General features: G+C 34.4%; 21 protein-coding genes. 13 read left to right on the top strand and 8 right to left on the bottom strand.

Features of this window, described 5'->3' with window-relative positions; genetic code table 11:
- Nucleotides 1–28: 28 nt before the first annotated feature.
- Nucleotides 29–808: a PhzF family phenazine biosynthesis protein gene (locus tag D8M03_RS05915; protein ID WP_121213856.1), complete on the bottom strand. Its 780-nt coding sequence runs from the start codon at nt 806–808 to the stop codon at nt 29–31.
- An 89-nt stretch (nt 809–897) separates the two neighbouring features.
- Between D8M03_RS05915 and D8M03_RS05910 the strand changes: the two genes are divergently transcribed.
- A complete protein-coding gene (locus D8M03_RS05910; protein ID WP_121213855.1) occupies nt 898–1,443 on the top strand; it encodes a hypothetical protein in 546 nt (181 codons plus the stop codon).
- A gap of 248 nt (nt 1,444–1,691) precedes the next feature.
- Here D8M03_RS05910 and D8M03_RS05900 read toward each other — a convergent pair whose 3' ends face one another.
- Nucleotides 1,692–2,972, bottom strand: coding sequence for an MFS transporter (locus D8M03_RS05900; RefSeq protein WP_121213853.1), 1,281 nt, complete (start codon nt 2,970–2,972; stop codon nt 1,692–1,694).
- 149 nt (nt 2,973–3,121) lie between these two features.
- Between D8M03_RS05900 and D8M03_RS05895 the strand changes: the two genes are divergently transcribed.
- Nucleotides 3,122–4,411, top strand: coding sequence for an arsenic transporter (locus D8M03_RS05895; RefSeq protein ID WP_121213852.1), 1,290 nt, complete (start codon nt 3,122–3,124; stop codon nt 4,409–4,411).
- A 39-nt stretch (nt 4,412–4,450) separates the two neighbouring features.
- Here the strand turns inward: D8M03_RS05895 and D8M03_RS05890 are convergent, their stop codons facing one another.
- Complete coding sequence (locus D8M03_RS05890) at nt 4,451–5,071, bottom strand: LysE family translocator (RefSeq protein ID WP_121213851.1); 621 nt, start codon at nt 5,069–5,071, stop codon at nt 4,451–4,453.
- 122 nt (nt 5,072–5,193) lie between these two features.
- On the opposite strand from D8M03_RS05890, the gene D8M03_RS05885 reads away from it, so the two are divergent.
- Together D8M03_RS05885 and D8M03_RS05880 are read left to right on the top strand one after the other, a co-directional pair.
- Nucleotides 5,194–5,706, top strand: a complete 513-nt coding sequence (locus D8M03_RS05885) for a DUF6141 family protein (RefSeq protein ID WP_121213850.1) — start codon at nt 5,194–5,196, stop codon at nt 5,704–5,706.
- Between the two features lie 87 nt (nt 5,707–5,793).
- Nucleotides 5,794–7,944, top strand: coding sequence for an ATP-dependent helicase (locus D8M03_RS05880; protein ID WP_121213849.1), 2,151 nt, complete (start codon nt 5,794–5,796; stop codon nt 7,942–7,944).
- 816 nt (nt 7,945–8,760) lie between these two features.
- Here the strand turns inward: D8M03_RS05880 and D8M03_RS05875 are convergent.
- Nucleotides 8,761–9,384: a CPBP family intramembrane glutamic endopeptidase gene (locus D8M03_RS05875; RefSeq protein WP_121213848.1), complete on the bottom strand. Its 624-nt coding sequence runs from the start codon at nt 9,382–9,384 to the stop codon at nt 8,761–8,763.
- Nucleotides 9,385–9,561: 177 nt separating this feature from the next.
- Between D8M03_RS05875 and D8M03_RS05870 the strand changes: the two genes are divergently transcribed.
- The 4 genes from D8M03_RS05870 to msrB are packed head-to-tail and all read left to right on the top strand — an operon-like array spanning nt 9,562 to nt 12,104.
- The gene (locus D8M03_RS05870; RefSeq protein WP_245987481.1) at nt 9,562–10,512 is read left to right on the top strand and encodes a GDSL-type esterase/lipase family protein; all 951 of its coding nucleotides are present in this window, start codon (nt 9,562–9,564) and stop codon (nt 10,510–10,512) included.
- A gap of 48 nt (nt 10,513–10,560) precedes the next feature.
- The gene (locus D8M03_RS05865; protein WP_121213847.1) at nt 10,561–11,139 is read left to right on the top strand and encodes a YpmS family protein; all 579 of its coding nucleotides are present in this window, start codon (nt 10,561–10,563) and stop codon (nt 11,137–11,139) included.
- A 10-nt stretch (nt 11,140–11,149) separates the two neighbouring features.
- Nucleotides 11,150–11,683 (top strand): peptide-methionine (S)-S-oxide reductase MsrA, encoded by a 534-nt coding sequence (gene msrA, locus D8M03_RS05860; RefSeq protein WP_121213846.1) that lies wholly within the window; start codon nt 11,150–11,152, stop codon nt 11,681–11,683.
- Nucleotides 11,676–12,104 (top strand): peptide-methionine (R)-S-oxide reductase MsrB, encoded by a 429-nt coding sequence (gene msrB / locus D8M03_RS05855; RefSeq protein WP_121213845.1) that lies wholly within the window; start codon nt 11,676–11,678, stop codon nt 12,102–12,104. Before msrA ends, msrB begins: the two co-directional genes overlap by 8 nt.
- Nucleotides 12,105–12,145: 41 nt before the next feature.
- On the opposite strand, the gene D8M03_RS05850 is transcribed toward msrB, so the two are convergent.
- The 4 genes from D8M03_RS05850 to D8M03_RS05835 all read right to left on the bottom strand — a co-directional run bounded on the left by D8M03_RS05850 (nt 12,146) and on the right by D8M03_RS05835 (nt 19,202).
- Nucleotides 12,146–13,303 (bottom strand): Ger(x)C family spore germination protein, encoded by a 1,158-nt coding sequence (locus D8M03_RS05850; protein ID WP_121213844.1) that lies wholly within the window; start codon nt 13,301–13,303, stop codon nt 12,146–12,148.
- Nucleotides 13,281–14,768, bottom strand: coding sequence for a spore germination protein (locus D8M03_RS05845; RefSeq protein WP_121213843.1), 1,488 nt, complete (start codon nt 14,766–14,768; stop codon nt 13,281–13,283). The genes D8M03_RS05850 and D8M03_RS05845 overlap by 23 nt, the downstream gene beginning before the upstream one ends.
- A gap of 3 nt (nt 14,769–14,771) precedes the next feature.
- Nucleotides 14,772–16,025, bottom strand: coding sequence for a GerAB/ArcD/ProY family transporter (locus D8M03_RS05840; RefSeq protein WP_121213842.1), 1,254 nt, complete (start codon nt 16,023–16,025; stop codon nt 14,772–14,774).
- A 1,383-nt stretch (nt 16,026–17,408) separates the two neighbouring features.
- Nucleotides 17,409–19,202: a methyl-accepting chemotaxis protein gene (locus tag D8M03_RS05835; protein ID WP_121213841.1), complete on the bottom strand. Its 1,794-nt coding sequence runs from the start codon at nt 19,200–19,202 to the stop codon at nt 17,409–17,411.
- Nucleotides 19,203–19,330: 128 nt separating this feature from the next.
- Between D8M03_RS05835 and D8M03_RS05830 the strand changes: the two genes are divergently transcribed.
- The 5 genes from D8M03_RS05830 to D8M03_RS05810 all read left to right on the top strand — a co-directional run bounded on the left by D8M03_RS05830 (nt 19,331) and on the right by D8M03_RS05810 (nt 24,032).
- The gene (locus D8M03_RS05830) at nt 19,331–19,546 is read left to right on the top strand and encodes a YozE family protein (RefSeq protein ID WP_121213840.1); all 216 of its coding nucleotides are present in this window, start codon (nt 19,331–19,333) and stop codon (nt 19,544–19,546) included.
- Between the two features lie 123 nt (nt 19,547–19,669).
- Nucleotides 19,670–20,374 (top strand): purine-nucleoside phosphorylase, encoded by a 705-nt coding sequence (gene deoD / locus D8M03_RS05825; protein ID WP_121213839.1) that lies wholly within the window; start codon nt 19,670–19,672, stop codon nt 20,372–20,374.
- A 122-nt stretch (nt 20,375–20,496) separates the two neighbouring features.
- Complete coding sequence (locus tag D8M03_RS05820; protein ID WP_121213838.1) at nt 20,497–21,993, top strand: lmo1851 family serine protease; 1,497 nt, start codon at nt 20,497–20,499, stop codon at nt 21,991–21,993.
- Between the two features lie 75 nt (nt 21,994–22,068).
- Nucleotides 22,069–22,965, top strand: a complete 897-nt coding sequence (locus D8M03_RS05815) for a CobW family GTP-binding protein (RefSeq protein WP_121213837.1) — start codon at nt 22,069–22,071, stop codon at nt 22,963–22,965.
- Between the two features lie 233 nt (nt 22,966–23,198).
- Nucleotides 23,199–24,032 (top strand): CAP domain-containing protein, encoded by an 834-nt coding sequence (locus D8M03_RS05810; protein WP_245987479.1) that lies wholly within the window; start codon nt 23,199–23,201, stop codon nt 24,030–24,032.
- Nucleotides 24,033–24,298 lie beyond the last annotated feature (266 nt).

Genomic DNA, 24,298 nt, shown 5'->3' with positions numbered 1-24,298 from the left:
CGAAAAAATAGCTTGGAAAATCACCAAGCTATTCTATATTTATATCTCCGATTAAATATAATGCCGCTTTACCTGCCATCTTTACACGAGTATTTTCATATGTACAGTAAAGTGTGCCGCCTCGACTTGAAACTTGTCTTGCAATCAATTCATTTTTCTTTAGTTTTTCAGCCCAGTAAGGAACTAAACCGCAGTGGGCAGAACCACATACAGGATCCTCAGTAATCTTTAATTTTGGGAAAAATGCTCTTGAAACAAAATCAAATTCTGTTCCTTTAGCAGTGACAATGACACCAAGCCCCTCAGGTAATTCAGTTAGTTTTGCAAAATCAGGACTTAAGTTTTTTACTGTTTCTTCTGAATCGAATACAAATAATAAATCACGATTTAAGTAAGCCTCAATGGGAGTTGCACCTATAGCATCTATCATTTGTTTTGTGATAGAGATTTCATTTAAAGGAGCTGCTGGAAAATTTAACTCATACAAATCTTCTTTTCTCACAACTGTTAGAACTCCACTCATTGTATCAAAATGAATCGTTGTTATTTGGGGTTCAACATAGTTCATAATGACAAAAGCTGTTGCTAATGTCGCATGTCCACAAAGGTTAATTTCTCCACCAGGTGTGAACCATCTTAACTTATAATGTTTACTTTCTTTTACGGCAAAGGCTGTTTCAGAAAGATTATTTTCAATTGCAATCTTTTGCATTACGTCTTCGGAAATCCATTCAGCCAAGATACAAACTCCAGCAGGATTCCCTTCAAACACTTTATCTGCAAAGGCGTCTACCACATAGTATTTCATTTTTTCCTCCTCGAGTTCTATTATTAATGTAAGTCATTACCTGTAAAATTAGATATAATTGGATTATAGCATGTGGGGTGATTAGAAGAATGAGAAAATTCAGTGTAGTTATTTTAATTTTCATGATGATTTTTGGATTTTATTTTTATATAGAAGGATACCGATTTACACCTGAAGCAGCGGCTAAGGCAAATGGATTTGTGACAAATGATGATGAACTAATAGGAGAGTATAAGGATGATTCCATTTTCTACCTTTATAAAAATGACGAAAAACAGGAATATCGCACTGTACATGTCAGAAAAAACCAGTATACATACCATAGCTATGCATCAACTTTTATTGGCTACTCTCAAGATCCTCTACAAACTATAGGGGGAATGAGCGTCCGCTATGATGATGAAAAAGCAACGATATTCGTATTGCTGTCAAAAGATCCAGCAATTGATTCAATCGTTGTTCATACGGAATTTGGTGATGAAAAGAAAAAAATAATGAAAGATCAGCCTATTTATTTTCAATTTCCATATGCTCAGCAAATCGATCAAATCAAAGCGACTGCCTATGATAAAAACGGCAATGCCCTCTATACATACGGGGGAGAGAGTGAATCTATAAAATGGCATGAAATCTAGGAGGGTATGTATGAAAATAATAGAGAAGGATGATAAAGTAATAATTGATGACATGCAATTCTATGGGCATGTCGATCGAAATCAATCGTGCAATGAATGTAAGCTTCATTTAGTCTATCACGAAAAATTTGATGCGTATTTTTGTCCACAATGTAACAGTTGGATAGAAAAATCATGCAGTGATCCAAATTGTAAGTACTGCTCAAATCGACCAGAAAAGCCATTGCCATAATGAAAAAGTGCAAATACTATTTTACTAGTTTTGCACTTTTGTTTATCTTAAACGACCAAATCAGAATAGCAATTAATATTAAAGCTAAAACACCACCAATAATGGATAATGTAGCATAATTGAAATAACCTACGATGACTCCAGATAATGCTCCTCCACTAGCTCCAAATAGCGCTAACAACACGTCTACAGAGCCTTGAGTTTTTGCCCGTGTTGAAGGGTGAGTCGAATCGATGATAAGGGTTGTGCCACTAATTAAACCAAAATTCCATCCAATTCCTAGAAGAATTAAAGCAAAAATTAAAAATAGTAATGAATCTCCCGGTGCAAATGCGGCAACACATGCAGATAGTATAAGTGTCCCTCCAGCGGCAATCGCCATTACATTTCGTCCAACTTTATCAATTAACGGGCCTGTTACAAGGGAAGGTAAATACATCGCCCCAATATGAAATCCAATCACTAATCCAACCTCTCGTAATCCATGACCATGATGCTCCATATGAATAGGTGTCATCGTCATAATGGATACCATGACAAATTGAGTGAGTACCATTACACTTGCTCCTAAGGCAACACCTTTTTTATTATTTGAAGGATTTTCAACTTTATTTGATTGTTTTTGTTCCTGGGCAATAGCTATGGCTGAAGCCACAATCAATGGGTCAGGACGCAGGAACACTAACAAAACGACACCCGCCAAAATAAACGCTGCTGCACCTAAAATAAATGGACCAGCTAATGTTGGGATACCAATGGATGTTGCAAAATTACCCATCACATCAACTAAATTTGGACCAGCAACAGCCCCTAAAGTCGTAAATACCATTGCCATACTAATGGCTGTTCCGCGCTGCTTTGGAGAGGCTAAGTCCGTACCAGCATATCGAGCCTGTAAATTGGTAGCAGTACCTGAACCATATAAAAATAAAGACAAAAATAATAAAAGGATGCTATTGAATAATGTAGCCAATATGACACCACTTGCACCTAAGCCTCCCGTTAGAAAACCTGCTGCAAGTCCAAATCTTCGACCGAATCGTTGTGATAGACGACCGACAAGAAGAGCTGCTCCTGCCGACCCTAATGTAAGAAGGGCTACTGGAATACCCCCTACACTTTCGGTTCCAAGCATATCCTGTGCAATAAGTGCGCCGACCGTAATGCCTGCCGCTAGTCCCGCCCCTCCGAAAATTTGAGACAGAATAACAATGAATAGTGTCTTTTTATAAAGCTGTTGTTGTTTTTCAGGGGAATCAATATACTCCTGTATCCATAACGGTTGCTTTTGATCCATTACAATCCTCCTTTTCTAATATCGTCATATTCTAACAGATTAATAGAACCTTGGAAACGAACAAATTTAGATTGAAATTAGTAAAAAAGAAGAATAATATAAAACAGAATTTATATAAGAGCTTACGGGAGATAGAAAGGATTTATAAAATGGCAATATTAGCAACATTAATTTTTATTGTTACTTTGATTTTTGTCATATGGCAGCCAAGGGGACTGAATATCGGTTGGTCTGCTTGTGGTGGTGCAATATTGGCATTAATCTTAGGAGTTGTTGATTTTCATGATGTTTCTGAAGTAGTTGGCATCACATGGAACGCAACATTAACGTTTATCGCGATCATTATCATTTCATTAATCTTAGATGAAATTGGATTATTTGATTGGGCTGCACTACACATGGCCAGAGCTGCAAAAGGCGATGGCATTATTATGTTTATTTATGTTTCCGTTTTAGGGGCAGTGGTTTCAGCACTTTTTGCCAATGATGGAGCAGCATTAATTTTAACACCGATTGTTTTAGCGATGGTTCGTAATTTAGATTTTAAAGAAGTAATGATTTTTCCATTTATCATGGCAAGTGGATTCATTGCCGATACAACATCATTACCATTCATTATTAGTAACTTAGTGAACATTGTTTCTGCCGACTACTTTGACATTGGCTTTGTGGAATATGCATCGAGAATGATTATTCCAAACATCTTTTCATTAATCGCAACGATATCGGTTTTATTAATTTATTTTAGAAACAGTATCCCAAAAAGATATGATTTATCTAAATTAAAAAATCCAAAAGAAGCCATTAAAGATTTAAAAATGTTCCACCTTTCATGGTATGTCCTTGCCCTATTATTAATTGGTTATTTTACAAGTGAATTTATACATACGCCTGTATCCTTTATTGCGGGGATTATCGCAATCTTCTTTTTATTAATGGCAAGAAGAAGTAGTGTAGTTAATACGAAGTCCGTAATTAAAGGGGCACCGTGGAATATTGTATTTTTCTCTATCGGAATGTATCTTGTGGTTTATGGTGTGGGGAATGCGTGGTTTACAAATTCATTATCTAGCTTGATAGAAGCCTTTGCTAATAAAGGATTGTTCATTGCAACAATGGGAATGGGCTTTGTCGCAGCATTCTTATCTTCGGTTATGAACAATTTGCCAACTGTCATGATTGATGCCCTTGCAATTGCGGAAACAAATACTACTGGTCTTGTAAAAGAAGCATTGATATATGCGAATGTAATTGGTTCGGATTTAGGTCCAAAAATTACTCCAATTGGTTCCTTAGCAACATTAGTTTGGCTTCACGTACTACTCAAAAAAGACCTTAAAATCTCCTGGGGTACCTATTTTAAAACGGGGATTGTTTTAACAATTCCAATTCTATTTATTACATTGTTAGGGTTGTATATAACACTAGTAACCTTCTGATGAAAAAATGAGATTGCATCGAGCAATCTCATTTTTATTTTAATGCCGCGAATCCATAGCCAACTTTATTCCAAACCCGATTAACACAAGTCCTGTTGCTTTTTCCATTACTCTTTGTACTTTTGGAGACATCAACCATTCTCTTAAATAATTGATGAAAAATACATAAATGAAAAACCATGAAATCGAAAGAAGGGTATAGATAACGCCCATAATTACAAGTTGTTTTGTTGCATTTTCTCCAACTTTCACAAACTGCGGTAAAAAAGTTAAGAAAAACATCGCAACTTTTGGATTTAACACATTGGATAAAAGTCCTTGTTTAAAGGCCGATTTTTTTATTTCGTCAAGATTTTCTTCCTCATCACTTACCGCTTTCTTCTTTCTAGTAATAAAAGATGATACACCAAGATAAATTAAGTAAATGGCTCCGACATATTTAACAATTTCAAAGGCAACCGCCGATTTCATTAAAATTGCTGAAAGACCGAATGCTGCAGCAAACGTATGCACCAAAGAACCTGTAGTAATTCCAAGTGCCATTTGATAGCCATCTTTTCTTCCATCAGAAATCGTTCGTTTCGTTATAAGGGCAGTGTCAATGCCAGGACTCATCACAACAAATAACGATAATAGCAGAAAAGTAAAAAATTCATTCATGATCACCACTCCTTACACTAAAGGAAGATTTTTCAAATCCAGTGTAACAAAAGAGTACTAGCTTGTTAAGGGGTCTTACATACTAGTTATGTTAAACTACAATCAAAAGGGGGGCTTAGGTAATGAATGAACAAGTTATTTTCCGAGAAGTTCAATGGCCAAGGCAAATTTGGATTTGGGTGTTGATTTTATTCATCGCGGCAATAAATTGGTTTGGTTTTATCCAACAAATCCTTTTAGGAATTCCATTTGGTAATAAACCAGCTCCTGACTTTCTTTTGATTATTTTTTGGCTTGTTTTTGGAATAATCTTTCCACTTTGCTTGTGTTTCTTCATGAAGCTCATAACAGAGGTGCGTTATGATGGGCTTTATATACGTTATATGCCATTTCACTTTAATTATAAAAGGATTCCATTCAATGAAATCGAAAATTACACTGTCATAACCTACAAACTAATCGCACAATTTGGCGGAACTGGTATCCGTGTAAACATACATGGCGAGACGGGTTATATTATGAGTGGGAATAAAGGAATAAAATTAAAACTAACGAATAAAAAGGTCATCGTGCTAGGATCTCAAAATCCCAATGAGTTGATAAAGGCTTTAGATGTGGGAAAAATGAATATGTAAAACAAAAATCGATTGCCTAATATGGAGCAATCGATTTTATATGTTATCCTTAATATCATAGTTATTCTAGCAAGGGGTTTATATGAAATGCAGTACATAGATTTTTTCACGAAAAAGAAAAATGAATTAGGCGTAATACTCAATGACGTACAAAAAGAAGCGGTATTAACGAATGATGGGCCTCTTTTATTACTTGCTTCACCTGGGTCTGGAAAAACAACAACGATTATTATGAAAATAGGGTATTTAATAGAGGTACTCGGTGTTGATCCTTCAAGAATTAAAGCCGTTACGTTTAGTAGAGCGTCTGCAAAGGATATGGAAGAGCGCTTTCAACGGTTTTTCCCGAACCTACCGCTAGTCGACTTTTCGACAATCCATAGCCTTGCCTATCGAGTGGTTCGGGAATACTTCGCGAAACAACGAATTGATTATCAACTCATCGAAGGAACGAATGAAGGCTTAAATAAAAAAATGATTTTGCGGGATTTATACAAAGCCATTAACAATGAACCTATTACAGAGGATCAGTTAGAGGAATTAATCACCTTTATTAGCTATATCAAAAATAAATTAATTCCTGAAAATGAATGGGGTTCTGTAGGAATTAAAATTCCGAAAAAAGAAGAAATTATCAAACGTTACGAGACTTTTAAAAATAGTGGCACACCAAAATTGCTACTCGATTTTGATGATATGCTTATCATCGCCAACCAAGTCTTAGAAAACAATCAGGACATTTTAAGTAGATACCAACAGAGATATGATTACGTCCTGACAGATGAAAGTCAAGATACATCATTGGTACAGCATTACATCATTGAGAAATTAGTAAACAAACATCAAAACCTATGTGTTGTTGCAGATGAAGACCAGTCCATTTACAGTTGGCGAGGAGCAGAACCTGAGTATTTATTGGACTTTAAACAAATTTACCCGAATGCCAAGATATTAATGATGGTTCAAAATTACCGATCTACAAAAGACATTGTGGAAGTGGCAAACAAGTTTATTCAACAAAATAAAAAACGTTATAACAAAAACATGTTTACCAACAACCTGCCCCATAAACCGATTAAAATAAAAACTTTGCAAGATTACAAACTTCAATCTAATTATTTAATTAAGCAAATTTCAAAGATGGATAACCTTCAAGATGTTGCGATTTTATATCGAAATAATAGTTCCGCCATTTTGTTACTGGACGCATTTGAAAAAGCTAATATTCCTTTTTACATGAAAGATGTGGACAATCGTTTCTTTCACCATTGGGTAGTGGAAGATATAAAAAATTTCATGCGCCTTTCTTATAATACGAGTCGTGTCGATGTGTTTGAGAGAATCTATTCAAAATTTAATGGCTATCTCAAGTTATCCCAAATGGAAGAATTAAAAAGAGTACGAAATAACGAATCGGTTTTTGATAATCTCTTATCCTTCGTCAAGCTAGAAGAGTATCAAAAAAAGAAAATTCAACACTTTAAGAAGACATATGAGCGAATGCATGATGCAACACCAAAACGTATTCTTCAAATGATTCGGGATGATTTAGGGTTTGAACGTGTCCTTGAATTTCGAAGTGAGAAGTTCGGCTATAATTTGAACAATCTAGTAGAGATTTTAAATACACTTGAACAAATTGCTGACTCCACTGAAACAATGGTAGATTTTGTAAACCGTCTAAATCATTTGGATGCTTTAATGAAAACATCAAAATTCAATAAAGGTGAAAATGCTGTTACTTTTTCAACGTTACATAGCTCAAAAGGTTTGGAATTCCAAACTGTTTATATGATAGATTTAATCGATGGTATTATCCCTTCCAAATCAAAAGAGGAAGATGAAGGGGCAGAGGAAGAAAGGGAAGAAGAGGTGCGCCTATTTTATGTGGGCATGACAAGAGCCATTGCTCATTTAGAATTAATCTCTTATGAAAGAAAATTCCATGCTCCCGTAAAAAAATCAGAATTCATCGACCAAGTTTACAAAATTATACATCCAAACGAACAAAAGAAACCGAGCAAACAAGAGAAAAAGGTAAAAGAAAAACCTATTAATCCAAATGGCATTAAAGAAAGATCAATATTAAAAATTGGTCTTCAAGTAAAGCATATTGTATTTGGTTCAGGTGAAATTGTTTTTATTGATGATGAAATGGTAGAAATTTGTTTTGAACAATCCCATAAGAAATTTCTAATCTCAACTTGTTTAAAGCAAGGGTTCTTAGAAATAGATTAAAGGTGTCAATCTTCTAGGTTGGCACCTTTTAATATGTCATATGTTCAAAACTATTAACATAAGGATAATAATAGAGTTTCCAGTATTTTGGAGAAAATTTCACGAAGAAGGGTTGTATCTTTTATAAATAATCCATATAGAAGGATCCATACTTTTATAAAAGAGCAAATTCTAAAAGGATTTCAAATCTATAAAAATGCTGGTGGGGAAATGTATAAAGAAGATTTTCCATATTTATCGAAGGAAAGGACTTTAATTTCGAAAAGTTTTTACAGCAAAAAATTCACTTTCAATAGGAATTGATCAATTTTGGAGTTGCTTTAAAAAAGGTCAATTCTAACAGTTCATGAAATGGAAAAATAATACCCAAAGCCATGTTTCACTTTTCTTTCATTTATAAGGAGAGACAGCGCAATCAACAATACTTTGTCAGAAAATTTACCCTCTTATGCACCTCTGAGGGAACTTGAGTTAGTTCGGTATTCTATATCATTTACCTCGACGGCGTCAGCTCTTATATTACTACATATGTAAAGTAACAACATTCGTCTCTGACAAGTATATTTATAAGCTAAATATATAGAAGAATAAGCAATAAATAAAATATTTGAAATAATGGTAGAAAGTTAAGTAAAAATGAATTTTTTTTGATATGCTTAATAATAGAAAGATTAGAATAAACAAAAAAATTGGTCATGATACCCATTAAATGAATTCGATATGTAGTACTTATTTAAGGGCCACTACAATGGTCCTTTTTTCCATCTAAATAACACGAGGTGATTGTATGATGACAACCACCCCTTTTCCTAGGAATTAAAACAATAATATCATCATATAAGCAAACAAATTCGCAATAAAATGAGAAATAGCACTAATCCATACGTTATTTGTTTTGTAAAAAACAATTCCATAAAAAATACTATTTATAAAAATAAAGAAAAGATCATAACTCACAATTTCAAATGATCCTACAGCAAAGTGCCCGATGGAGAACAGAATCGAAGTAACGATAATTGAAGGTCCAACTGGCAATACTTTTAATAAATTTCTTTGAAAGAAGCCACGCCAAGCAACTTCTTCACCATAGGCAAATAGGCCAAGTTGAAAAATGAGTAACAAGATTTTATCAGGTGTTAAGGCAAACTGTGTTCTATCGTATGTATGGTCAATAAATTCTGGTAAAAATAAGATTGCAAGAGCCAAACAAAGTATGTTCATCACAAAGGGCATGAAAATCCATAACCAAATACGTTTATTTTTAAGGTTTTTTCCAATTAACTTAAAACCATCTAAGGACTCTCTTCTAATAAAGTAAACGATGATCCCGATGATGACTGCTAATCCAGCAATATTTAACCCAAAAAAATTAGCGAAAGATATTAACACCATAACAATCATTGCAATTAATGTTAACTGATTTATGTTGTTCACCTCCATTTTGGATGTATTTTACCATTTATTTGAAATGTAAACAATTCCAATTCGTGACAACTTATGTGTTTGATTTGAAAATTATTATCATTTAGTGTGAAAAAAATGAGAACAAACTATCAAACTCTCATATAATAGATATAGGAACTTAGTAGCTGAAGTTATTGCATAAGGAGGGATTTCATGAGACTACTAGCCATCGTTCTATTAAGTTGTTGTATGTTATATGGGTGTGTCGAAGTTGTAGAACCGATTGAAATTGATGAATTACAATCCTTAACGACAGAAGATAAAGAAGAGGCACAAGAAAGTTTGCAAAAGGAAAATAAAAGCATCATCACCCAAAATGAAACAATCGTTCAATCAGAAACTTCTGATGAAATGCTACAAACGATTGAACAGTATTTTTTAAATGGTAGTCCTATCGTTGAAGAATTTAACTTCGATAAGACAAAAATATATTATCTTGCTTTAGGAGATTCATTAACTCGTGGAGTGGGGGATGAAGAGAAGAAAAATGGGTATACTGAAAGATTAGCGGAGAAAATTGAAGAGTATATTTTGAACTCTGAAGTAATTTTAGATAATCGAGGGAAGCGCGGCAGAAGAAGCGATCAACTCCTGTCACTTATTAAGAAAGGCCACTATAACTCAGAGCTAGAAAATTCCGATTTTATCACCATTACAATTGGTGGGAATGATATTATGAAAATTGTAAAAAAGGATTTATTTAACTTAAAAAGGGAAGCCTTTGATCAAGAACTAGTTGAATTTGAAGACCGATACAATCAAATTATGCAAGAAATTCGCTTCAGAAATCCTGATGCACCTATCATATTAATTGGATTATATAACCCATTTTCGATTATTACTGAAGAAATCACAGAATTTGAAGCAATTATTTCAGAATGGAACGGAACAATTGAAGGTATTTCGAAAAAATATGATAATGCGTGTTTTGTAGATGTTGAAGATTTATTTGATGAAAATGCTAATTTAGTCTATCATACAGACTTCTTCCATCCAAATGGCTATGGCTATACAATTATGACAGAACGTATTATGTCGATTATGAAGTCATGCGATATTGAAGAAGATTCTGACGGATTAATCTTATTTTCTAACAATTCATAAGGTTAATCCTTTTGTACATAACAGACCAAAGATTGTAGGTGTGAATTTATGAATAAATGGAAAGTCGCCTTTTTTGCAATAACCGGACTCTTCATCATTTTAATAACCGTAATAGTTGTTTGGGCGACTTCACCAGTTGAAGAGGATCCAATTCCAGCCCCAGATAATAATGTTGCACAAACTGATAGTATTCTTCTTGTCGAAACCACTGCTGATGATTTTGAAAAGTTAGCGATGAAATATTTAGCAGATTCATTAAATAAATCTGCTCTTCCTGTAGATTTTGTAATTGGTGAGAATATTGTATTGGAAAGTGAACTAACTGTTTTTGGAGTGACCGTTCCATTTTCAATGGAGTTTGATCCAATTGTAAATGAAGACGGCAATATCCGAATGAAGCAAACTTCCATGAATGTTGGTAAACTAAATATACCGCCAATTACGGTATTAAAATTATTGAGTGATTCGGTGGAATTTCCTTCTTGGGTTATCGTTCGACCAAATGAAGAAGAAATTTTTGTGGATTTATCGAGACTAAGACTATATTCTGGTTCAAAAGTTCGCGCGAAGGAAATTGATTTAAAAAATGATCGTATTTTATTAGAAATTATCGTGCCTAATAAATAGGAGGGATAGTATGACGAATCAAGTTGCCACATTTGCTGGAGGCTGTTTCTGGTGTATGGTTAAGCCTTTTGACGAACAAGAGGGAATTGTAAGTGTAATTTCCGGTTATACAGGTGGACATGTTGTAAACCCAACCTATGAACAAGTATGTTCAGAAACGACAGGTCACTTAGAAGCTGTTCAAATCACCTTTGATCCAGAAATTTATCCTTATGAAAAACTGGTTGAGACATATTGGACGTTAATTGACCCAACTGATCCAGGTGGCCAATTTTTTGACCGTGGAGAATCTTATACAACAGCGATTTTTTATTACGATGAAGAACAACAACGTATTGCAGAAGAATCCAAATTAAAATTAGAGCAATCCGGTAAGTTTAACAAACCAATTGCTGTCAAAATCTTACCTGCAAAGCCATTTTATCCGGCTGAAGATTATCATCAACACTATTATAAGAAAAATCCAATGCATTATAATCGCTATCATATCGGCTCTGGAAGGGCAGCATTTATCGAATCGCACTGGGGGAAGAAACATGAATAAAGAAGAACGTCTAAAACAATTAACGCAAATGCAATATTATGTAACGCAACAAAAAGGAACAGAACCACCATATCAAAATGAATATGATCAACATTTTGAAGAAGGCATTTACGTGGATATAGTATCTGGTAAACCGTTATTTAGTTCAAAAGATAAATTCGATGCGGGTTGTGGTTGGCCAAGCTTCGCAAAGCCGATTGAAACTCAAGAAATTACAGAGCATTTTGATACGTCCCATGGTATGCGAAGAGTAGAAGTGCGTAGTAAAACGGCAGATTCTCATTTAGGACATGTATTCCCAGATGGACCGCGTGAACTTGGGGGATTACGCTACTGTATTAACTCAGCGGCACTACGCTTCATCCCGAAAGATCAATTAGAAGAAGAAGGATATGGAGAGTATTTAAAGATATTTGAATAAAAAACAAGGGCTGTGCCATATTTTGTGCACAGCCCTTTACTTTATTCAACAGTATTTTCAAAAGATTTTCTTCCTGACTCCATTCTCTCTACAATGATATCAACATTACGTATGGAATCCTCTGTTAATGGAATCATCCCATCCGTATGAATTTTCTTCCATACTTTCACATTATTTCGATATAATACTTCTGAAAGTCGGTAAATGTCCATGTCTTTCTCTAATGCAGCATTGTAACTTGTTAGAATTTCTTCTTTTACTTTTTCTTTAATAATTTTTTTTAATTCATCACTCTTGACATTTTCTTTATAATCATTTAGAGAACCAGATACGCTAACATGAATATCAAATTCAACATTTTCACCATTCACAATAGGCGTAATTTTGGGTTTGATATGCTGAATAACGATGGTTATTTTATGATTTTCTTTTGATTCTGATGTAATTTGCCCACGAAAAGCTTTTTTCGTAACCCATTGTATTCCATGGGCTTCATCCCCTTTAAGAAATCCTTTAAATCTTTCCTTAGAAAGGACCCCATAACCTTCAAATTTAATTGATTCACTTGGTCCTTTTTCATTTTTCCAATCATCATTTAACGTTACAGCAGGAATTTTCGCTTCATTACTAGGTTCATTTAAATCGATGATTAGTTCTCTTAAAGAGATAGGTCTCACAAAGGAAGATTGTTCGTAGGAATTTAATGGATCGGCCATCTTCGTTAACGTAATCGAACGTTCTAACAAAGGAGTAACTAGTAAAAATTCCTCTACTGGATCATTTGTACAATAAACCCATGTTTCATATCTTGTATCCCTAAACCGTGTAATTAAATTAATAACTTCGTCAATGCGGTTTTCTTTCATTGCTTCTTCACCGAATACAATGACTTGTAAATGCCCCCAGTAAACCACTTCATCAATTGCATGGTATAACTCAAAAATAGCTTCATCAGGTGTTTTACCTTTAGCCGTTGCAACTTCAGCTTGAATTGCTTCTTGGTTTATTTCCTCGGTTTTTGCTACATTGGCAAAACTAATAATTTGCATCGTTATTTCGAACATACCATCTTTATAATCAACACCGAGCCCATGTATATAGTACATTCGTTCTATTTCCCTTAAGTCCCAACAACCAGAAAGAATTGTACATAGCCAAAATAATAAAATGATTTTTTTAACTGTTCTCATTTTTTTCATTATTATTTGTCCCTCTGTTATTGTTAGTGTTCATTCTATCTGAATCTTGAGGATCTAGGTCATTAGGTCGTTCTCCATATTTATCATTTTTAACTCGAAACAGTGATTTTTTTATTCTATCCCAGCTTAAATCAGCTGTAATATCAAAATATGGCGTACCATAAACACGAGTTGTTGCCAGAAAAAATACGGTTGCATAAATACAAATGAAAAATCCAAATAAGCCTAAAAACGAAGTAATGATGATGAAAAAGATACGAGCGATACTAATAATCGTCACTAGCGATTGGTTTACCATTGTAAACGAAGCAATGGTTGATAATGCAATGATAACAACCATCGCGGGGCTAGTAATACCTGAACGAATGGCTGCATCCCCAATAATAATACCTCCCACTATACTGATTGTTCCTCCAATTTTCGTTGGAAGTCTCATACCCGCTTCACGAAGTAATTCGAACATGATTAATAAAATCAGCATTTCAAGTACTGCGGGGAAGGGTAAACCCCTATTCATGATAACCACTGTTGCCAATAATTGTAGTGGTAATTGATTTTGGTGGAAAAGCGTTAATGCAATCCAAAATGCTGGTAGAGCCACACCAATGACTATTCCAATAATCCGTAATAATCTCTCAAAAGAAGTAAACGCAATGGGATATTCAAAATCCTCGGCAGTCTTTATTAAATGAAAGAAATTAATCGGTGTAATGGCAGCGAAGGAACTGCCATCCACCATCACTAAAAATCTTCCTGATGACAATGATTGGATGGCAAAGTCCGGACGAGCTGTTACGTTGGTTACAGGTAAGAACCAATTCTTTTTATTGACGATTTCCATGACAATGGATGGACTTATAATGATATCTGTTTTAATTTCAGTTATTTGTTTTTTTAGTTCTGTCAATATGTCTTTGTTAGCGATATCGTCAAAATATAAAATGGCAACTTGCGTTTGAGACCTTGTGCCGATTGTAAATTTTTCAACACATAATGAATTCGTTGGTAGCCTTTTTCGAATTAGGGCGATATTTGTGGAAAGATCCTCAATAAAGTTATCCCGTGGCCCTTTAATTACAACTTCCATAGACGTCTCATCAGGTGTTCGGTTCGGTTTTCTAGGTATGTTAGTAGAATAGAGCAGTTGATTATCTGGAATATAAAATAGGACTTTACCAGTATATATGGATTTTATAACTTCTTCTTTATCTGTAATTTTTGTCAATTCAGGTAAAGGTAATTTTCCGATGGTATTTTCATCAATAGGTTGATTGCTGTTAAATAGCTCTTCGACATTCGGTATAACAACGGTATAAAGCATTTGTTCATCTACCATCGAATTACATTTTATAAAGAATACAGAAGATTGGCCAAATGGAAATTCCCTAAAGAGGACATCTCCAGACTTGTTAAAAAGCTCTTTTAACGTAGAAATAGTGAAGGTTGATTGTCCGCCTGTGTCCATCTATTATTCACTACTTTCTGATTGATTTTTACTACTACTATTTTCTGATTGATTGTTTTTAGGTTGATTATTGCTTTTGTTGTCATTTGACTGTTTGTTATCTTGGGTGTTATCAGATTGATTATTGTTTTTGTTGTTATTTGATTGGTTATTACTCTGATTACTAGTTGATTGATTTTTATTTTTTTTATCTGGTAACAAAGCAATTAAACTAAAAAGAATTGATAATAAGAAAAAGAATGAGAATGTCGCAATAAGCATTTCATTGCCATTTAGATGTAAAAACAGACTATCATCAAGCATAAAGACAACTAAGTTAATAATGACAAAAGGGGGAATCATGTAGTTCCATATTTTTTTTCGGTTACCTGTAAAATTAAGTATATCTGCAGCAATAAATAATAAGAATGATACTCGTATATATGTTCCTGTTAACCATTGATAAATGGATAAAAAGTCCATTTGTTCAATAAAGCGTCCAATTGAAACTAAAGCCCACTCCTCAAAGGCGGGGTATCGTTGTTTAGCTGCTTCCTCAGGCCCAAATTCTACAATTGCCCCTAAAAGAGGTCCCATTGTTAATCCCATTAAGATAAAAAGCATGATTACCAAATGGTACCATTTCAATTTTGTTTTAAAGTGTTGTTGTATAAACACTAGTAAAAATAACTCGATGAACCCGGAAGCGGGATAGACTAACCCCCGTAAAACAGGTCCAAAACCATGCTCAAAAAATGGTCGGATTAAACCGTAGTCCTTCACTTGTAGATTAACAGTGGCCACGTAAAAGCCAAAAACCACGACAAACATTAGTACAAAAGTATTTACAATCACAAAGGTTTGCATATTCGTAGAGGCTAATAAGACACACAAAGTAATATAAACTGCTAATAAAAGAATTTTAGGAGTGTACGGGAGAAACGTAGACGAAATCCATAGAATCGTTTCTCGTAAAGTGAATGCAGCCATAAGATAAATGAATATGACTACGCAATATAAAATAATATTGGTAGCGACTTTTCCAATTTTAGATTTCAACCAAGTTTTGATGGATTGATTTTTTGACTTATTTTGAATAAAAAGGATTAAAAATAACCAAGGAATTGTCAAAAAGGTAGCTAACAAAACCGCCGCCCATCCATCCCGTTTCACATGCTCCAAAACCGGTGGAAGTATCGTTACGTGGTTTTTTAACCCAATAAAAGTCATTATTAAAAAAATAACGTGCAATAAACCAATTTGCCCAATTTTCACCATATTTATGACCTCTATCAGTAATTGTTAATTTAAAGCATTGACATATAAACCAAAAACTATAAGGTATATAGGGCAAAACTTTCGGATGAGTGGTTATTGTGAGAGGAAAGTTTTTTTGCGTAGGTGAGGGGAGTGGGGGAGAAGAACTGAATTTGTTTTGACGAATATTTCGGGAATTATATTTGAAATTGACTTCATAGCTCCGATGAATACAAAAATTTCGTGTCTAAAAACATTTTCATAACCAAGATGAATATAAAAAGTACTGGAAAATCATAAAAAAATTGTTTTCATAGCGATAATGAAAACAAAAATTTGTGGACATTGTAATGAAAATGTATTCAATTCGTTGATGAAAACAATAATTCGAGAAAACCGTGTCAAAAAACGTCTTCATAGCCTTAATGAATACAAAAAAGTAAGGAAAAATCATCTGAAAATGTATTCAAATCGTTGATGAATACAAAAAGTACGAGAAAAATCATCTGAAATTGCATTCATAGCGCCGATGAAAGCAAAATTACGAGGAAATCGTGTCAAAAAACGTCTTCATAGCCCTGATGAATACAAAAATTCATTGAAATTTCATGCAAAATTGACTTCATATCACCGATGAAAACTAAAAATCACAGAAACTCCATTCAAAACTGACTTCATAAGCCCGATGAAGGACAAATGAAAGCGAAAATGCAGCTGAAAAGGTCGTCATAAGCCCGATGAAGGACAAATGAAAGCGAAAATGCAGCCGAAAAGGTCTTCATAAGCCGGATGAAGGACAAATGAAAGCGAAAATGCAGCTGAAAATGTCTACATAAGCCGGATGAAGGACAAATGAAAGCGAAAATGTAGCTGAAAATGTCTACATAAGCCCGATGAAGGACAAATGAAAGCGAAAATGTAGCCGAAAAGGTCTTCATAAGCCAGATGAAGGACAAATGAAAGTGAAAATGCAGCCGAAAAGGTCTTCATAAGCCGGATGAAGGACAAATGAAAGCGAAAATGCAGCTGAAAAGGTCTTCATAAGCAGGATGAAGGACAAATGAAAGTGAAAATGCAGCTAAAAAGGTCTTCATAAGCAGGATGAAGGACAAATGAAAGTGAAAATGCAGCTAAAAAGGTCTTCATAAGCAGGATGAAGGACAAATGAAAGCAAAAATGCAACCAAAAAGGTCTTCATAAGCCCGATGAAGGACAAATCAAAGCAAAACCCCCGAGGAAAGATCTTCATAACCGCGATAAATGATAAACCAAAGCAAAACTCCAACCGAAAAGTCTTCATAAGTTGAACACCAGTGAATTTAATCCAAAAACAAAAAACTCCACAACTAAAAAAGCCATTTCAACCTTCTCCAAAAGAGAAAGTTAAAATGACTCTAAAACAAATTAAATTTTAAATTCACTTACCACACTGCGTAAGTCGTCTGCTTGTTTTGCAAGTTCTGTGGCAGCAGCGTTTATTTCTTGCATAGATGCGGAACCTTGTAATGCTGCAGAGGCAGATCGTTCTGTATGAAGTGCGGTATTTTCCGCAATGGTGCTTACCTCTATGAAGGAAGCGGCTACTTCTTGACTTGTCTCCAACGTCATGGAAATCTTACCAACCATCGATGCAATAATATCTGTTGTGCGGTTTGTCTGCTCTAAAATATTTTCAAGCACTTGATTCGTTTCATTTGATACTTCTACACCGCGAATTACGGATTTTACACCATCGTGGTTTTGTCCAATAATTGATTTAATTTCGCCTTGAATGGACGTTACAATTTCTGTAACTTCTTTTGCCGCTTGTTCCGATTGTTCTGCTAATTTTCGAACTTCATCGGCTACGACTGCAAAGCCCTTACCATGCTCTCCAGCACGCGCAGCTTCAATAGCGGCATTAAGTGCTAATAAATTTGTTTGGCCTGCAATCGAAGTGATTGTTTCAATAATGGATGTAATTTCACCGGATTTCTTACCCAACGCTTCCACAGTAGTAGACGTATTTGCAATTGTCTCTTCAATGGACATCATCACTTCAGATGATTGTGAAACAGAACGACTTCCATTAAATGCGGCATTTTTCATTTCTTGAGCAGCTTGTTCAACTTCTTCTGCTTCAGTATTTAATTCACGCATCAATTGATCAAGAACTTGCATTCGTTCAATTACTGCTTTTGTTTGGGATTGTGTTAAATCACTATCAGCTGCGATATCTTGAGTATTGTTTGCAATTTCATCGATGGTTTTTGCGTTTTCTTCTGCAAGTGCCATCAATTCTTGGGAACTCCCAGAAACATGTTCAGCTAAGTTTGAAACTCGTTTAACTAAACCAGAAATAGATTCTATTAAGATATTAGTAGAATTAGCGATTTGAGCAAATTCATCCTTCGTTTTTACATTCACTCTTCTTGTTAAATCTCCACCAGCTTGTGCAATATCTAAAATGGATTGATTAATTTTAAAAGTATTTCGGCGAATATTTCTAAATAAGATAATTCCAAAAGAAATTGTTAATACGGTTGCAATGATGGATAAGATGATGAATCCGATCTTAGTATAATATGCAAATTGTTCTAATTCTTTTATTTTTTCTGAATTTTTATTATCCAGTAATTCAATGAATCGATCACTTGCGTCATTTATATATGAGCGAATGTTCTCACCGTCATTTTGTTCCATCAGTCTTTGTGCATTTTGAAAGCCAAATTGGTCTCTTGTATCAATAATTCTTGAAGAGCTATTTAAATAAATCAGAAAATACTGGTTAATCGCTGCTAATATTTCTGTTTCTTCTGGACGATTTTCAAATAAACTTTGTAAGTCTTTTATTTTATTAGTAATCGATTCTTTTGTTTCCTGATAATTTTTTAACGAATCTTCTCTACCGTGAATGATATATACTTGTTCATAATTTGAAAGCTTTAACATATCACTGGCTAAAGTGTTTACCTCCACTTGTTCTTGAAGGTTCTTCTCTGCAAATTCTTTTAAGTTTTGTTGAAGTTTTGAAATGCTAATGAGTGATAAAGCTTGCATCCCTATAATAATTGCAAGTAAAATGCTGAAGATGAGTATAACTCGTCCACGAATGAGATGGTAAAAACGAGATTTAACAGAACGATTTTTCTTTAAATCTTTTTTTTGTTTGGAAGATGATTTTTTCTTTGCTTCGTCTGACACATTCTTTTTATCCATTGTTGTCACCATCCTTCTTAAACTTTCGGTGTATTCAAAAATTTTACAATATATCCAATGTTTTTTCCATTATTTAGACAGAAAAAAGTCCTAATAATTATTAATTTAAGCTAGTAAGGAGTATCTATATGAAGGAAAGTTTCTATTTATTTGTCCTAACCTTTCGAGGAGGAGATTGGGCGGATCCAAAAACGAGATTTGCAGAGAGTGCATTTTTAGACCATAGTTTTCCGAAAACAAGTACATCTTTTGATGAATTATCAAGTTATATTGAAACGATAGTTCATGAGCATATGACAACCAATGCCTTTGACGAGTTGTGGGAAATTTATGAATCCAAGTGACTCGGGAATTGTGCATTAAATGTATAGAAAGGTAAATAATTGCACATTCATAGAAAAGCAAGTATATTTTAACTTGAACGAAATTTTGACTATAGAAATGAATTTTAGAAAGAGGGATTGCGAATGAGTATTCATATTAATGCAAAACAAGGAGACATCGCAGAAATTATCTTATTACCCGGAGATCCTTTACGTGCAAAATATATTGCTGAAACTTTCTTAGAAGATGTAACTTGTTACAATGAAGTACGTAATATGTTCGGATACACTGGTACATATAAAGGAAAACGTATTTCAGTACAAGGAACAGGTATGGGTGTACCATCCATTTCAATTTATGCTACAGAGTTAATGCAAGAATATAACGTACAAAAATTAATCCGTGTAGGGACTTGTGGCGCAATCCAAAAAGATGTAAAAGTTCGTGATGTGATTTTAGCGCAAGGTGCATCAACAGATTCTAAAATGAACGAAATTATTTTTAATGGACTTGATTATGCACCAATTGCAGACTTTGATTTACTATTAAAAGCATATAACGCTGGTGTAGCTGCTGGCTTAAACTTAAAAGTAGGAAATATCTTCACAGCAGATATGTTCTATTCAGATGAAAGCCAAAACGAAAAATTAGCACGTTATGGTGTATTAGCAGTAGAAATGGAATCTGCTGCCCTTTATACTCTTGCTGCTAAATTTGGCCGTAAAGCATTATCTGTATTAACAGTGTCAGACCATATCATCACTGGAGAAGTAACAACTTCAGAAGAACGTCAAACGACTTTCAACGATATGATTGTTGTTGCATTAGAAGCTGCTATTCAAGAGTAAAAAAGAAATTCTTTTGGCAAGGCTGTCTATTGACAGTCTTTTCTTTTCGGATTGAACTGAAACTGGTAATATGGTAATGACGTCTAATTAGTTAGTAAGTGTAAATGAGAGTGGTGAAAGAAATGGATGATCAAAACCAACAAAGTAATGAGCAAACAGAACCGAAAGAACAGGAAGAGCAAATAAAACCAGCCAAAAAATATTTGCGCATTAGTCCTTTCGCGTTCATCATGTTAATGGTTCTAACAATTCTATTAACTTCTGGTATTACAATCTTTGCTCTAACATTTGGAGATCAGAAAGTGGTAGAAGTAAATGTACCTGTTGAAAGAAAAGAGTTTACAAAATTTTATGATGCCTTCGATGAACTAAAAGAAAGATATTATGTAGAAATAGATGATGATAAAGTAATCTCAGGTGCTATTAATGGAATGTTTGATGCACTTGAAGACCCATATTCTGATTTTATGGACGAGGTAGAAGCAGAACAATTCAACTCAGATCTTTCTTCTAGCTTCCAAGGAATTGGGGCAGAAATTCAAGAGCGCAATGGAAATATTGTTGTCGTTTCACCAATTAAAAATTCTCCAGCAGAAAAAGCTGGTATCTTACCTGAGGATGTTATTTTAACTGTCGATGGTGAGAGTATTCAAGGAATGAGTGCTTCTGAAGCGGTATTATTAATCCGTGGTGAAAAAGGAACACCTGTTACATTAACAATTCAACGTGGTAGCACTGAAGAATTACACGAAATAACAATTATTCGTGATGATATTCCAATTGAAACTGTATACGGTGATATGGGCGATGATAAAATCGCGCACATTCAAATTACATCCTTTAGTGAAAAAACGTATGATGAATTAGTTGCGATATTAGAACAATACGAAAAAGACGGCATGAAGAGTATAATATTAGACGTTCGCCAAAATCCAGGTGGTTATTTAACTTCTGCTATTGATATTGCAAATCTATTCTTAGATGAAGGTAAACCAATCGTTCAAGTACAAGAACGTGAAGGTGAACCTCAAATCATGTATGCAGAAGGTGGAAAAAAATATAAACAACCAATTATCGTATTAATCGATAACGGTAGTGCATCTGCTTCAGAAATTTTAGCAGGCGCTTTAGGAGAATCTGCTGGTGCAAAAATTGTTGGACTAAAATCCTTTGGTAAAGGGACAGTTCAAACCGTTACTTCTTTACAAGATGGTTCAAACTTAAAATATACAACAGGTAAATGGTTAACTCCAAACGGTAACTGGATTAATGAAAAAGGAATTAAACCAGATGTTGAGGTTAAATATCCTGATTATGCGACATTAACGTATATTGATCCTGAAACAGAATTAAAAGAGGGTAATGTTTCTGCAGCAGTAAATTCAGCAGAACGTATGCTAGAGGCGTTAGGATATGATGTTGGTAAGGTTGATGATGAATTCGATAATGATACAAAAAATGCAGTTGTAAAATTCCAAGCAGATAAGGAACTAAAACAAACTGGTTCCATCGCTGGAGAAACAACATATGCTTTAATGGATGCATTAAGAGAAAAAATCGATCAAGATGATCCGCATGTAGAAAAAGCGAAACAATTACTTTCTGGTGAAAAAGAATAACTAATAATTAGAGCTGCTTTTGTTCAATATGGACAACTGTCAGCTCTTTCTACTATATAAAGGGAAGTGTAAAAGATGAAAGATGTTTATTTATTTAGTGGTTTTTTAGGTAGTGGGAAAACGTCGATGTTAACGGATGTATTACGACAGTTAAAAGAAAAGGGAATCAAACCAGCAGTAATTATGAACGAGCTGGGGAAACTGCCCTTTGATTCGCAAGCGGTAGGGGAAGACGTACCATTAAAAGAGATGTTAGAAGGATGTATTTGCTGTTCTGGTGCGGAAAAAACAGAAGCCCAAATTCAAACTTTGCTGGCAGGAGAAGAATTTGATGTGTTAATTATCGAAACTACAGGGGCTGCTCATCCAGTTGAGGCGTTAGATGCAGTGTATTCTCCTTTATTTGCAGAGCAACTCAATATAAAAGGAATCGTGACAGTAGCAGACAGTAAACTTTGGCTTGAACGAACAACTCTTACACCACAAGTTCGTACGTTATTTTTAGAACAAATTCGCCATGCTCATCTACTTCTTGCTAATAAAATGGATTTACTCACAGAATCCGAACAAGGAAAAGTAGTGTTTGAAATGCAAGGTCTAAATCCTGATGCATTTATTTTACAAACAACAAATGGACGAGTGCCTCTTCATTTATTAGAAAACTTGCAAGCAACTACAATAAATAAAGAAGTGAACCAAACACAAATTGGCAAGCATCTTCATTTAAATTCGCGATTAATTGAATTTAACACAAGTTTTACGCAAGAAGCCTTTGAAGAGTGGGTAAAGTCATTACCTAGCAGCGTTTATCGTATGAAAGGCTATGTGCCAATAGAAGGTGTAAGAAATCCATTTATGTTCCAATATGCTTACGGCTTAGTTCAATGGCTTCCTGAATATATCAAAATGCCAGCTAAGCTTGTAATGATTGGTGAAAACATTCAAGATATCCATGTCATCGGTGAGGAATAAACGTAATAAGAATGTTACAAACGAAAAGGTAATGTATTATAAAGTTTTTCTGAAAAATTGTCAATAGGTTTTGAATGGTAATTAATTATGCTAAAGGAAAATATTATGAATAAAATAAATTGATAAATTCATAGTTTTCAACGTTTTCCAGTATTGTTGGACTTGTTACCAAGATATGGACCATATATTTCAAAAATCCTCCGTTATGATAGATTGCGAGAGGAGATGACAAAATGAAAAAATGGTTTATGACATTTTGTGCTTTAGGTTTATTAGCAACTCAAGTTTCAACAGCAGATGCTGCATCTAACAAAGAGGAGGTTAAAAACGACTCAATTCCATCTTACGTAAAAGTAATTAAATTAGATCAACAGGACGTGTTTAATGCACTTTCAAATAAAGAAGATTTAAAAGATTTATCTATTAAATTACTAAAATCAAATGTAAATATTGAGCAACTATTAGCTTCTTACAATATAAAAGTAGATAAACAGCAATATACAAAATTAGTTGAAGCTAAAAAAGAAGCAAAACAAGATAATAGTAAAGTGGTAAAGGAAACAGCTGCAACACCAGCAAAACAAACAACAACAACTGTTTCAAAACCAACAACAAACAACAATAATACAACACAAAACACAACTCAACAAGCAGCACAACCAACTACGAGCGCACCTGTGAGCACTTCAGCTTCAGAGTTTGAAAAACAAGTTGTAGAGTTAACAAATGCGGAACGTACAAAAGCAGGTCTTGCACCACTTCAAATTGATAATGCGGTAATGGCTTCTGCACATGCAAAATCAGCAGATATGGCGAAAAATAACTATTTCTCACATACAAGCCCAACATACGGTAGCCCATTCGATCAAATGAAAGCTGCAGGTATCTCTTACCGTTCAGCAGGTGAAAACATTGCGCAAGGTCAACAAACACCTGAACAAGTAGTACAAGCTTGGATGAATTCAGAAGGTCACCGTGCAAACATTTTAAACTCTAGCTTCACTCATATTGGTGTTGGCTATGTAGCAGACGGTAACTACTGGACACAACAATTTATTCAAAAATAATATTTTCATAGTTTGATAGAAATCGAGTTAAGACTAGTTCTTGCTCGGTTTTTTTGTTGTTTATTTTAATTGGATTGGACTGATGAAGGACAAAACAATTGAAAAAATGGAATGAAATGACATTCATCGGGCTGATGAAGGACAAATGAATCGTGAAACTGGAATGAAATGTCCTTCATTCAAAAATATGAATACACTAAAACAGTTTTATCCAAACAAAAACGCACTTCATCCCGCCACTGAAAACAAAAGAAGAAACTAAAGCA

This window comes from Ureibacillus endophyticus, assembly GCF_003628435.1.
GTDB classification, from domain to species: Bacteria; Bacillota; Bacilli; order Bacillales_A; family Planococcaceae; genus Ureibacillus; species Ureibacillus endophyticus.
This window is presented reverse-complemented; position numbering and strand designations above follow the sequence as displayed.